Source organism: Odoribacter splanchnicus DSM 20712 (genome assembly GCF_000190535.1).
Lineage (GTDB): Bacteria > Bacteroidota > Bacteroidia > Bacteroidales > Marinifilaceae > Odoribacter > Odoribacter splanchnicus.
On the sequence record NC_015160.1, the window covers coordinates 3,828,153 to 3,840,792 of the forward strand.

General features: G+C 42.5%; 12 protein-coding genes and 2 tRNA genes. 11 read left to right on the forward strand and 3 right to left on the reverse strand.

Features of this window, described 5'->3' with window-relative positions; translation table 11 throughout:
- Nucleotides 1–102: 102 nt before the first annotated feature.
- Nucleotides 103–2,043 carry a glycoside hydrolase family 97 protein gene (locus tag ODOSP_RS16175; protein WP_013613366.1) on the forward strand — a complete coding sequence of 647 codons (1,941 nt, stop codon included), beginning with the start codon at nt 103–105 and terminating at the stop codon, nt 2,041–2,043.
- 97 nt (nt 2,044–2,140) lie between these two features.
- Here the strand turns inward: ODOSP_RS16175 and ODOSP_RS16180 are convergent.
- Both ODOSP_RS16180 and ODOSP_RS16185 read right to left on the reverse strand, forming a co-directional pair.
- Nucleotides 2,141–2,225 (reverse strand) — tRNA-Leu (locus ODOSP_RS16180).
- A gap of 15 nt (nt 2,226–2,240) precedes the next feature.
- A tRNA-Gly gene (locus ODOSP_RS16185) sits at nt 2,241–2,313 on the reverse strand.
- A gap of 129 nt (nt 2,314–2,442) precedes the next feature.
- On the opposite strand from ODOSP_RS16185, the gene ODOSP_RS16190 reads away from it, so the two are divergent.
- From ODOSP_RS16190 to ODOSP_RS16215, 6 genes are all read left to right on the forward strand, one after another.
- On the forward strand, nt 2,443–3,309 hold the full coding sequence (locus ODOSP_RS16190) for a cell division protein FtsX (protein WP_013613367.1): 867 nt from the start codon (nt 2,443–2,445) through the stop codon (nt 3,307–3,309).
- A 15-nt stretch (nt 3,310–3,324) separates the two neighbouring features.
- Nucleotides 3,325–3,609 carry a DUF3098 domain-containing protein gene (locus tag ODOSP_RS16195; RefSeq protein ID WP_013613368.1) on the forward strand — a complete coding sequence of 95 codons (285 nt, stop codon included), beginning with the start codon at nt 3,325–3,327 and terminating at the stop codon, nt 3,607–3,609.
- Nucleotides 3,610–3,634: 25 nt separating this feature from the next.
- Complete coding sequence (locus tag ODOSP_RS16200; protein WP_041557004.1) at nt 3,635–4,423, forward strand: undecaprenyl-diphosphate phosphatase; 789 nt, start codon at nt 3,635–3,637, stop codon at nt 4,421–4,423.
- Between the two features lie 71 nt (nt 4,424–4,494).
- The gene (gene truB / locus ODOSP_RS16205) at nt 4,495–5,202 is read left to right on the forward strand and encodes a tRNA pseudouridine(55) synthase TruB (RefSeq protein WP_013613370.1); all 708 of its coding nucleotides are present in this window, start codon (nt 4,495–4,497) and stop codon (nt 5,200–5,202) included.
- Between the two features lie 123 nt (nt 5,203–5,325).
- Nucleotides 5,326–6,375 (forward strand): tRNA preQ1(34) S-adenosylmethionine ribosyltransferase-isomerase QueA, encoded by a 1,050-nt coding sequence (gene queA, locus ODOSP_RS16210; RefSeq protein ID WP_013613371.1) that lies wholly within the window; start codon nt 5,326–5,328, stop codon nt 6,373–6,375.
- Between the two features lie 129 nt (nt 6,376–6,504).
- Complete coding sequence (locus tag ODOSP_RS16215) at nt 6,505–7,302, forward strand: M48 family metallopeptidase (RefSeq protein ID WP_013613372.1); 798 nt, start codon at nt 6,505–6,507, stop codon at nt 7,300–7,302.
- A gap of 100 nt (nt 7,303–7,402) precedes the next feature.
- On the opposite strand, the gene ODOSP_RS16220 is transcribed toward ODOSP_RS16215, so the two are convergent.
- A complete protein-coding gene (locus ODOSP_RS16220) occupies nt 7,403–8,653 on the reverse strand; it encodes an aminotransferase class I/II-fold pyridoxal phosphate-dependent enzyme (RefSeq protein ID WP_013613373.1) in 1,251 nt (416 codons plus the stop codon).
- Between the two features lie 277 nt (nt 8,654–8,930).
- On the opposite strand from ODOSP_RS16220, the gene ODOSP_RS16225 reads away from it, so the two are divergent.
- The 4 genes from ODOSP_RS16225 (at nt 8,931) to pyrB (ending at nt 12,593) form a co-directional block, all read left to right on the forward strand.
- Nucleotides 8,931–9,731: an outer membrane protein assembly factor BamD gene (locus tag ODOSP_RS16225; RefSeq protein ID WP_013613374.1), complete on the forward strand. Its 801-nt coding sequence runs from the start codon at nt 8,931–8,933 to the stop codon at nt 9,729–9,731.
- A 29-nt stretch (nt 9,732–9,760) separates the two neighbouring features.
- The gene (locus tag ODOSP_RS16230) at nt 9,761–10,114 is read left to right on the forward strand and encodes a DNA-directed RNA polymerase subunit omega (RefSeq protein WP_013613375.1); all 354 of its coding nucleotides are present in this window, start codon (nt 9,761–9,763) and stop codon (nt 10,112–10,114) included.
- 127 nt (nt 10,115–10,241) lie between these two features.
- Nucleotides 10,242–11,438, forward strand: a complete 1,197-nt coding sequence (gene coaBC / locus ODOSP_RS16235; protein WP_013613376.1) for a bifunctional phosphopantothenoylcysteine decarboxylase/phosphopantothenate--cysteine ligase CoaBC — start codon at nt 10,242–10,244, stop codon at nt 11,436–11,438.
- Nucleotides 11,439–11,684: 246 nt separating this feature from the next.
- Nucleotides 11,685–12,593 carry an aspartate carbamoyltransferase gene (gene pyrB / locus ODOSP_RS16240; protein WP_013613377.1) on the forward strand — a complete coding sequence of 303 codons (909 nt, stop codon included), beginning with the start codon at nt 11,685–11,687 and terminating at the stop codon, nt 12,591–12,593.
- Nucleotides 12,594–12,640 lie beyond the last annotated feature (47 nt).

Consider the following 12,640-nt stretch of genomic DNA (forward strand, 5'->3'; position numbering starts at 1 on the left):
TTAAAGTGTATAGAATACTGTTACGTTAATTTATAAGGATTAATCCTTGTTTTGTATAGCGGAGATATTATCTTTGTCCTGCATGTAAATTATTTTAAAGACATGAAAAAATATCTGAAATACTGCTTGCTGGTATGGATTGCCGTTCCGGTATGGGCTCAGCAGACTGAGGTAATTGGACCTGACTCTCATCTGAAAGTGAATGTGGCCTTGAAGCAGGGAAAACCGGTATATTCTGTCACTTACAAAGAAAAGATAATGCTGGAAGATTCCCCTTTGGGGGTGGTGACCGATATCGGGGATTTTAGCCGGAATATGAATTGGATTGGGCAAAAGACAAGTCGGATCGATAAAACATATACTCAGAACAAGATTAAGAAATCAGAGATACACTATCAGGCGAATGAGTTGATTTGTACTTTTGCGAATGCTGATAAGCAGGAGATAGATGTCGTTTTCCGGGTGAGTAATAACGATATCGCTTTCCGATATGTAATTCCCCGAAAGGAGGCAGGAAGTTGTGTGGTGGAAAAAGAAGCGACGGGTTTTGATTTTCCGGCATATACGACTACTTTTCTGTGTCCGCAAAGTGATGCCATGATCGGATGGATGCGTACAAAACCCAGTTATGAGGAGGAGTATAGGGTGGATGTTCCGATGAACGAACCTTCTCGATATGGACATGGTTATACTTTTCCTTGCCTTTTTCGTATTGGTTGTGATGGTTGGGCTTTGATCAGTGAGACGGGTGTGGACAGCCGCTATTGTGGTTCTCGTTTGAGTGATGCCGGAGAAGGTGGATTATATATCCTTGATTTTCCGATGCCCGAAGAGAATAATGGGAATGGAACGGTAGCCCCGGGATTGGCTTTGCCCGGTACAACTCCCTGGCGTACCATTACTGTAGGGGATAATCTGAAGCCTATTGTGGAAACGACGGTCATTTGGGACGTCGTGGAGCCACTTTACGAAACGGTTCACGATTATCGTTTCGGGCGTGGAACCTGGAGCTGGATTTTGTGGCAGGATGGAAGTATCAATTATGAGGATCAGGTGAGGTACATCGATGTGGCAGCTGCAATGGGATATGAATATGTATTGATAGATAACTGGTGGGATCGGACGATCGGCCGGGAAAAGATGAAGTCTTTGGCAGATTATGCCCATAGGAAGGGGGTAGATATATTTTTATGGTATAGTTCCAGCGGATATTGGAACGATATTGTTCAAAGTCCTGTGAATTGTATGGACAATCCGATTGTCCGTAAGCGGGAAATGAGGTGGCTCGAAAGTCTGGGAGTGAAGGGAATTAAAGTAGACTTTTTCGGAGGAGATAAGCAGGAGACTATGAGGTTGTACGAAGCTATTCTGAGCGATGCGGATGATTGTGGATTGATGGTTATTTTTCACGGTTGCACTTTGCCCAGGGGGTGGGAGCGAATGTATCCAAATTATGTGGGAAGTGAGGCGGTACTGGCTTCCGAGAACCTGATTTTCCAGCAGCATTTTTGTGATGAGGAGGCTTTCAATGCCTGTCTGCATCCGTTTATCCGGAATAGTGTCGGTTGTATGGAATTCGGAGGCTGTTTCCTTAATAAACGCTTGAATCGTACCAACGATGGAGGTAGTATCCGCCGGACAACAGATGCTTTCCAGTTGGCTACTACCGTCTTGTTTCAGAATCCGATACAGAATTTTGCTTTAGCCCCTAATAATCTGACCGATGCTTCCCAAATTTGCCTGGATTTTCTGAAACAAGTACCTGTTACCTGGGATGAGACTGTATTTATCGACGGCTATCCGGGGAAATATTGTATTCTGGCTCGCAGACATGGGGATAAATGGTATGTCGCCGGGGTGAATGCCCAAAAAGAACCGTTGAAGCTGAAAATACAACTTCCGATGTTTGCCAAAGGCAATCGGGTGACCCTTTATAATGACGACCTGAAACGTAATGTTTATACCCGGGAAGTGACTTTGAGTAAAAATAAAGAACTTTCCTTGACGATTCTGTCAGGAGGGGGAATTGTTATTGTGAAATGAGAATAGAAGGGATAATGTGTTTTGGATCACTTCCTGAAACAAATAAAATAGTAATAAAAAAGAGTTAGATCTGATCTAACTCTTTGATTATTAATTGTACTCGAGGCGGGAATTGAACCCGCACGGCCGCAATGGCCACAGGATTTTAAGTCCTGCGTGTCTACCGATTCCACCACTCGAGCATCCTCTTGCGAGAGAGCGAAAAACGGGACTCGAACCCGCGACCCCGACCTTGGCAAGGTCGTGCTCTACCAACTGAGCTATTTTCGCATCTGTTTAAAGAACTTTTTTTGTTTTGCGAGTGCAAATATAAGGCGTTTTTTAGTTTGTACAAACATTTTGTAAAAAATAATTGGATATAATTGCTATATTTGTCGTGTTTTTAAATGCAAATGATAGATGACTGGTCAGAGAAAAAAGAGAATTGCAGGCTCCTATTTTGTGTCAACACTCAGTATATCACTGGTTTTGGTTGTCGTTGGTATTTTAGTGTTCATTTTGCTGAATGCAAAATTGGTTTCTGATCATGTAAAACAAAATATCGGTTTTTCTATTATTGTCAAGGATAATGTAAATGAAGCCGAGATCAAAAAGATGCAAAAGATTCTGGACACAAAGCCTTTTGTCTCGTCTTCGGTATTTATTAGTAAAGTGGAGGCTGCCCGTGAATTTAAAGAGGAGTTGGGGGAAGATTTCGAGGGCGTATTGGGGTATAACCCGCTTTTGCCTTCGGTAGAAATCAAGCTGAATCCCGTTTACGCCAATAACGATTCCTTGACTGTTATCGAGAAGAGCTTATTAAAAAACGAATTGGTGCAGGAGGTGTCTTATCAGAAGTCTTTGGTGCATATGATCAATGAAAATGTTCGGCGTATCAGTCTGATCCTGTTGATAGCAGGGGCTGCACTGATGCTGATTTCTTTTACCTTGATCCGGAATACCATCCATTTGTCCGTATATTCGCAGCGTTTTCTGATTAAAACGATGCAGCTTGTCGGGGCAAAACCTTTCTTTATTTGTAAGCCTTTTATTCAAAATAGTGTTTGGTTCGGTTTCTTTGGGAGTATGATCGCTAATCTGATTCTTTTGGCTGCCATATTCTTTTTGCAAAAAGAAGTGGGGAGTGTGGTCAATCTGATGAATAAAGAATTGATCATTATCATGGTTGCTTTTGTTATGGTTTGCGGTATATTGCTTTCTTTGGTTTCTTCCTGGATGTCGGTTGCCAGATATCTGAATAAAGACATGAACGATTTGTACAATTAAAACAAAACTAAAAATATGGTGAAGAATAATTTGAAAAATACTACTTCCGGAAAAAAGATCGATTTCCCGATTCCTGTGAGTAGTTATAAGATGATTTTGATCGGTTTCGGGATCATCATTCTGGGATTTATTTTGATGATGGGGGGAGGTTCCGATAATCCGGCTGAGTTTAATTATGATATTTTTAGTTTCCGTCGGATCACGCTGGCTCCGATTGTGGTGTTGATCGGTTTTGGATTTGTTTTTTGGGCGATTATGCGGAAGCCTAAAAAGGAAATGGAAGAAGGGACGAAAGATTAGGTATAAAATTGTTGGATAAGAAATGATGACTTGGTTAGAAGCATTGGTCCTTGGATTGATTCAGGGATTGACAGAATTTTTGCCCGTTAGTAGCTCCGGGCATCTTCAGATTTTCAGTACGCTTTTCGGCATACAGGGAGAAGAAAATCTGACTTTTGCAGTGGCCGTTCATGCGGCGACCGTTTGTAGTACGATTGTGGTGTTGCGGAATGAGATTTGGGATCTTTTGAAAGGTCTTTTTCGGTTTTCCTGGAATCCGGAAACCATTTATATTGCCAAAATCGCATTATCTATGATTCCTGTGGCTATTGTGGGTGTTTTCTTTAAAGATTATGTGGAAGCCCTCTTCGGTTCCGGATTATTGGTCGTGGGAGTTGCTCTTTTAATTACTGCCTGTTTGTTGGCCTTTGCTTACTACGCTCGTCCCCGTTTAAAGACGGATATATCTTTTCGGGATGCTTTTATCATCGGAGTGGCTCAGGCTTGTGCCGTATTGCCTGGTTTGTCCCGTTCCGGTTCCACCATCGCTACGGGGATTCTACTGGGGAATAATAAAGAAAATGTAGCGAGATTTTCTTTTTTGATGGTGTTGGTACCTATCTTGGGAGAGGCTTTTCTGGACATGATGAAAGGTGGTTTTGCACCTTCAGAGAGCGGTATTTCGATGTTGGCGCTGGTTGTCGGTTTCCTGGCTGCTTTTATTTCCGGATATATAGCTTGTAGCTGGATGTTGAATCTGGTGAAGAAAGGAAAGTTGATCTGGTTTGCCGTATATTGTTTTGTAGTAGGCATTATCATTTTGTTTGTTCATTGAGAGCAGTGAAAACGGGCTTGTGATAGAATGATTTTTACGCTTGTTCGGTTTGGTTCGAAAATATAAAAATTGTGTGTAAGATATTGTTTAATGAAGAAGGTGATTTTCATTCGGGTGCTCTGATTCTGGTAGATAAACCTCTGAAATGGACTTCTTTCGATGTCGTGAATAAAATTCGTTGGTGTTTGAAGTCTGCTTGTGGGAAGATCAAAGTGGGACATGCCGGAACTCTGGATCCTTTAGCGACGGGTTTGGTGATTGTTTGTACCGGAAAGTGGACGAAACGGATTGAAGATTATATGGCTCAGGAAAAAGAATATGTGGCGACGCTATGTTACGGGGCTGTGACTCCGTCTTTCGATTTAGAGACTTTGCCGGAAGGGGATTTCCCTTATCGGCATATCGATCGCCCTTATTTAGATCGGGTACTGGAGCGGTTTCGGGGAGTCATTACTCAGGTCCCTCCGGCGTATTCTGCTATCCGGGTAGATGGTGACCGGGCTTATAAAAAGGCGCGCAAAGGGAATGAGATCGAGATGCCTGCACGTCAAGTGGTGGTGAATGAATTGGAGGTCATCGATTTTAATCTTCCTGATTTAACGTTAAGAATCAATTGTAGTAAAGGGACTTATATCCGGTCTTTGGCCAACGATATCGGTCAGGCCTGTGAGAGTGGGGCTTACTTGGCAGGTTTACGCCGCACAAAGATCGGAAGTTTTCAGGTGGAAGATGCAAATAAAATGGAGGATTTGGTTGCGTTTTTACAAACAAAGTTGTAACTTGCGCCGTTTATTAGGCCAGGGGTATTTCCATAAAGACAGAAGGAGATATTCCAATGTTTTGTTGGTATAAACCAGGATGTTAAAATGACTTGATAAGAGTTTAATTTAAATAGTGCAGAGATGAAATTATCAAAATTCAGATATAAATTACCGCCGGAATTAATCGCTCAACACCCTTCTGCTAATCGGGACGAATGTCGTTTGATGGTAGTCGACCGGAAGACAGGAACGATCGAACATAAGGTATTTAAGGATGTTATCGATTATTTTGATGAGAAGGATGTATTCGTTTTCAACGACACCAAGGTTTTTCCGGCCCGTTTATATGGGAATAAGGAAAAAACCGGTGCTGAAATCGAAGTCTTTTTGTTGAGGGAATTGAATCGGGATCTGCGGATTTGGGACGTTTTGGTGGATCCGGCACGAAAGATCAGAATCGGTAATAAATTGTATTTCGGGGAAGACGATAGTTTGGTTGCCGAAGTCATCGACAATACCACCTCTCGTGGACGGACGTTGCGTTTCTTGTTCGACGGAGAATACGATGAGTTTAAGAAGTTGCTGTATGGCCTGGGCGAGACTCCGCTGCCGCGTACGATTACACGTAAAGTGGAGCCGGAAGACGAAGAACGTTATCAGACGATCTTTGCCCGCTATGAAGGAGCTGTTGCTGCCCCGACAGCCGGTTTGCATTTTAGTCGTGAGCTGATGAAGCGCATGGAAATCAAAGGAATCGATTTTGCTTATATTACCTTGCACGTTGGCTTAGGGAATTTTCGGGAAGTGGATGTAGAAGATCTGACAAAACATAAAATGGACTCGGAACAGATTATTGTGGGGGGGGATACCGTGAAAATTGTCAATGATGCGAAAGACGAACGCCATAAGATTTGTGCAGTAGGCACGACCGTTGTACGGACGTTGGAAAGTTGTGTAACGACCAAAGGCCGTTTGACCGAATATGATGGATGGACAAATAAATTTATTTTCCCTCCCTATGATTTTAGTGTGCCGGATGCTTTTATTTCTAATTTCCATTTACCTTATTCGACTCTTTTGATGATGGTGGCTGCTTTCGGTGGTTATGATCTGGTGATGAAAGCTTATGATCTGGCCGTAAAAGAGAAATATCGGTTCGGTACATACGGAGATGCGATGTTGATTATTTAGATATATTTCCCCGAAAGGGATGGCATAGGACAGGTTATGGGTTTGAGGATGTGTTTTTAACCTGTAACCTGTTTTTTTATGTAACGTTAAACTCAATATACCCTGGAGAATTAAAAAAAAGATGAAACGATGAGAGTCTTTAGATTAACTGTTATTGTCGGGATTTTGACCTTGTTCGTACAGTGTGCTTCAGTGCCTTTGACCGGGCGGAAGCAAGTGATACTCCTGCCCGAAAGTGAAATGATGCAGATGAGTCTTACTTCGTATGGAGATTTTTTAAAAGAAAATAAGTTATCTACCCGTACAGACGATACCCGTCGCGTGAAGGAAGTGGGGACGCGGATTGCTGCCGCTGTAGAAGCTTACTTGAAATCTCAGGGATTGGAAAAGCAGATCGAAGGGTACCAGTGGGAATTCAATCTGGTACAGAGTCCTGAAATGAATGCCTGGTGTATGCCCGGAGGGAAGGTGGTCGTGTATGAAGGAATTTTGCCGGTTTGTGAAAATGATGATGGTTTGGCTGTTGTGATGGGACATGAGATTGCTCATGCGATTGCCCGGCATGGAAACGAACGGATGAGTCAGCAGATGTTGATACAGGCTGGAAGTACTGCTGCTGCATACGCTTTAAAAGAAAAATCGGAGCCGACTCAGGCACTCTTGGGGACTGCTATCGGTTTAGGGGCTAATTACGGTGTGATCTTGCCTTTTTCGCGGAAGCATGAGTTGGAAGCCGATCGTTTGGGATTGATTTTTATGACGATTGCCGGATATAATCCGGAAGAGGCGATTCCTTTCTGGACCCGGATGGCTTCTGCAGGATCGGGACAAAAACCACCGGAGTTTATGTCTACACACCCTTCGGATGCCCATCGTATAGAGCAGATAAAAGCATTGATGCCTGAGGTTTTGAAATATAAAAAATGAGGATAAACCCGGCTTTACCTGGGGGTGAAATGATCAAGGTGTAAAAAACAGGGATTAAAGAACAGAGGAAATAGATCCGAATCTTTAATCCCTGATTTTTTTAGAGCTTACTAGCGTCGATCAGAAGTTCTTTGTTGTATTCTCCCTTAGCCAGTTTTTCTGCCACATTCTTGAATGCCTTGATGGTATATTTTACATCTTCGAGTGTATGCATAGAAGTCGGAATCAGGCGGAGCAACAATTGTCCTTTCGGAATAACCGGATATACGACGATCGAACAGAAAATATTGTAATTTTCACGCAGGTCGAATACGACTTGCATTCCTTCGGCAACACTACCGGAAAGATATACCGGAGTAACCATCGAGTTGGTGATACCGATATTCATACCGTCTGCTTTAAGACCGTTTTGTAAAGCATGAGCGATGGTCCACAACTTTTCGCGTCTTTCCGGTTGGCTTTTCAGCATCTCGAGACGTTTGATCGCTCCTTCGACCATCGGCATAGTCAGGGATTTTGCGAACATTTGTGAACGCATGGTATAACGTAAAGACATACATACATCTTCATCTGTGGCGACGAAAGCGCCGAAACCTGCCATAGCTTTGGCAAAAGTACCGAAATAAAGGTCCACTTTATCCTGAACACCGAAATGTTCACCTGTACCGGCACCTGTCGGTCCCATTGTTCCGAATCCATGGGCATCGTCGACCAGCAAGCGGAAATTGAATTCAGATTTTAAAGCAGTGATTTCATCTAATTTACCTAAATCTCCTGCCATTCCGAATACGCCTTCTGTAACTACCAGAATACCTCCACCGGTAGTCGCTACATATTTCGTGGCATGTTCGAGCTGTTTGCGCAGGCTGCTCATATCGTTGTGTACGTATACATAACGTTTGGCCGGCGACAGACGCAAACCGTCCATGATACAAGCATGGGACTCCGCGTCATAAACGATACAGTCGAAACGTGAAGTCAGTGAGTCGATGATAGAAATCATGCCCTGATAGCCGAAATTTAACAGGAATGCGTCCGGTTTACCGACGAAATCGGCTAACTGTGATTCCAGGTATTCATGACGGGAAGTCTGACCGCTCATCATACGGGCTCCCATCGGGTAAGCCAGCCCCCATTGAGCGGCTGCCTCTGCATCGACTTTCCGGACTTCCGGATCGTTTGCCAGACCGATGTAGTTGTTCAAACTCCAATTTAACACTTCTTTCCCGCGGAACATCATCCGGGGACCGATTTCTCCTTCCAATTTCGGAAATGCGAAATAGCCGTGTGCTTCTTTGGCATACTGGCCGATATTACCTCTTTGTTTTTTTACTCTTTCAAAAATGTCCACGTCGATAATATTTTGAAAATTTGTAGAATACTGTATTTTAACTTGGCAAAAGTAATAAATAAAGGTAAAAGGTAAAAGGTAAAAGGTAAAAGATGTACCATAATACGTATAATTACTTAGAGTAGGAAGAAGAATGCGTATGAAGGGTTAGTGAAAAGTGGAGAGTAAATATTAAAAATACTTGAAAGTAGTGAAGCTCAGAAAAGTTTTTACCTTTTACTTTTTACTTTTTGTTTTTTCCTCTATCTTTGCATGATGCAAAAAAAGCGTTCCGTTTATGAAGAAATTTTGGGGATTTTTACTGGTAATTGTGCTTATGACGTCTTGCGGGGAGTATCAAAGCCTGCTGAAAAGCAATGATTACAACCTGGTCTATAAAAAAGCGATCGAGTATTATAACAAGGGCGATTATCAGAGAGCAATGAATTTGTTGGATGGTGTCCGTTCTGTATTTGTCGGGCAGGCAAAAGCTCAGAATATTGCTTATTACCGGGCTTTTTGTAGTTATAATATGAAAGATTATCAGATTGCCTCCGATTTATTCAAGCAGTTTATCCAGACTTATCCGGAAAGTTCATTTGCTGAAGAATGTCTTTATATGATGGGATTTTGCGATTATAAAGCTTCCCCGAAACCACGTTTGGATCAGCAGGTTACCGAAAAAGCTATCCGGGAATTCCAGCTTTATCTGAGTCGTTATCCGTATAGTATGCGAAAAGATAAGGTAAATACCTATATGGATGAAATGCGGGATAAGCTTTCTTACAAAGCTTATTTGAGTGCGAAAAACTATTACCTGCGTGAACATTACAAAGCGGCTGTTATCAGTTTGCAGAATTGTCTGAAGGATTATCCGGGCTCCAAATACCGGGAAGAGATTATGTATATGTTGTTCGTATCGAAATATCAGATGGCGGTGAATAGTGTCGAAGATAAGAAAGTGGAACGATATAACAATGCCCGGGAAGAGTATTATTACTTTGCCGATGAATATCCGAACAGCAGATATGCTGCCGACGTAAAGAAGATGTATGAGGATATCGAGGCCTATTTGGAAAATTATAAGTTTGAAGATTAATTAGATAAATATTAATACATAAATCAATTATGGTAGATTTTAAAAAGGTGAAAGCACCTAATAACACCATTACACGGAACCCTGCCGTATTGGCTGCAAAAGCCGATAATAATATTTATGAGGCTGTGGCCATTATTGCCAAAAGATCTAATCAGATTGCCGTCGAGATGAAGGAGGAACTGAGTCGTAAGTTGCAGGAGTTTGCTTCTTATACCGATAATCTGGAAGAGATTTTTGAAAATCGGGAACAGATTGAAATCTCCAAATTTTATGAGCGGATCCCAAAACCGGTGCTTATTGCTACCCAGGAATTCGAAGATGGGCAGATCTATTTCAGAAATCCGGCAACGGAGAAAAAAACAGAAGAGAAAAAATCGCTCTAAACAGTGATTTTAATGTACAGTTTTGTAAATGTACCAATGTACCGATAATAAGGAGGATACATTGGTACATTTTTAGTTAATAAGAAAACTCGTAATTCATAAATCTAGAAATAATTGTTTTTTCACGATGTTGAAAGGAAAGCATATTATCGTTGGGATAACCGGTAGTATAGCAGCATATAAAGCGGCTTCTCTGGTGCGTCTGTTAGTGAAAGAAGGGGCAGAAGTAAAGGTGGTGATGACGGAATTGGCCAAACAATTTATTACTCCATTGACTTTGGCTACATTGTCCAAACATCCGGTGATGGTAGAGTTTTATAATCCGGAAAACGGAGATTGGCATTCTCATGTGGATATGGGGCTTTGGGCCGATTTATACCTGATTGCTCCGGCGACAGCGAATACCTTGGGAAAGATGGCCCACGGTATAGCCGATAATTTGTTGCTGACGACCTATTTGTCGGCCAAATGTCCGGTAATGGTTGCTCCGGCGATGGACCTGGATATGTATCGTCATCCTGCTACCCGACAGAACCTGCACATTCTTCAAAGTTACGGGGTTCGGGTGATCGAGCCTGCTGCCGGTGAACTGGCAAGCGGTTTGGTGGGCAAGGGAAGAATGGCTGAACCGGAAGAGATCGTCGCTTCTATCCATCGTTATTTTGAACGACAGGGTGATCTGCTGGGTAAAAAGGTATTGTTGACGGCAGGGCCTACTTATGAAAAGATCGATCCGGTCCGTTTTATCGGGAATTACTCTTCGGGTAAGATGGGGTTTGCCTTGGCTGAGGAGTTCGCTGCCCGGGGAGCTGAAGTGGTTTTGGTCGCCGGACCTGTTTCCCGGCAAACCGAACATCCGGCGATTCGGCGGATAAATGTAGAATCGGCTGCGGAGATGTTCGAACAGGTGATGAACTATGCGGAAGACAGTCATATTATCGTTTCCTGTGCGGCTGTGGCCGATTTTACTCCCGACCGGAAGGCAGGCCTGAAGTTAAAAAGAGGGGAAGAAGAGCTGGTGTTGAAATTGAAGCCGACCTGTGATATTGCGGCCGAATTGGGGCGCCGGAAACAAAAGGGACAGGTATTGGTGGGGTTTGCCCTCGAAACGGACGATGAAACAGGAAATGCCCTGCGGAAACTGCACAAAAAGAATCTCGACCTGATCGTTTTGAATAGTTTGAAAGATAGCAATGCCTGTTTCGGTTATGATACCAACAAGGTGACTATCATCGACCGGAATGAGGTGCAATGGCAATATGAACTGAAAAGTAAAAAGGAAGTCGCTCACGATATTGTCGATCGGATCGTACAGTTGGGGTGAGGGTTACGGCTATTTTTCGGAATTTTTCATTTTTGAGCGATAAAAATTTTACGGATATAAAATTTTTATATACTTTTGAGCTCTGATATGAAATCAGAACATCTGTATATCGGAATTTTTAAACATACTGTCGAGCATTTCAGACAGAATCGCCGATTTATTGATAAAGATTTATTAAACCAACATTGTCGTTAGACTTGTTGGTTTTTTTTTGTCTGTTAGTCAACAAACATTAAATATAGCGATATGAACACACACAGCTTAGTATCCATCGAAGATTACAGCAAAGAAGAGATTCTGGAAGTACTGAAACTGGCTTCTGAATTCGAAGCCAATCCGAATCAGCGTTTATTGGAAGGTAAAGTAGTGGCTTCCTTATTTTTTGAACCTTCTACCCGTACCCGGTTGAGTTTCGAGACTGCGATCAACCGTTTGGGGGGGCGTATTATCGGTTTTACAGATGCTTCTTCTTCGAGTGTCACCAAGGGAGAGACTCTGAAGGATACGATCAAGATGGTAGATAATTATGCTGACTTGATCGTGATGCGGCATCCGGTAGAAGGGGCTGCTAGATATGCCAGTGAAGTTGCGGTTCATCCTGTGGTAAATGCCGGAGACGGAGCAAACCAACATCCTTCGCAAACAATGCTCGATCTTTATTCTATTTACAAAACTCAGGGGACTTTGGAAAATTTGGATATTTGTATGGTCGGGGATTTGAAATACGGACGGACGGTACATTCTTTATTACAAGCTATGAGTCATTTCCATCCGACGTTCCATTTTGTCGCTCCTGAATCCTTGCAGATGCCGGAAGCTTATAAACTGCATTTAAAAGCATTGAATATCCCTTATTATGAACATACCGAACTGGACGAAGTGATCGGTAAAGCCGATATTCTGTATATGACCCGTGTACAACGGGAACGATTCGCCGATCCATTGGAGTACGAAAAAGTAAAAAATGTGTATATCCTGAGAAATGCCATGTTGGCTAATGCAAAAGAGAATATGCGTATCCTGCATCCGCTGCCTCGTGTAAATGAGATCGATGTCGATGTGGATGAAAATCCGAAAGCTTATTACTTCGAACAAGCCCGTAACGGTGTGTTTGCACGGCAGGCTATTATTTCCAAGGCTTTGGGATTGAAATAATGGAGGATTTGCAATTTACGGTTTAGGATAAAATCGTAAATCGGAAA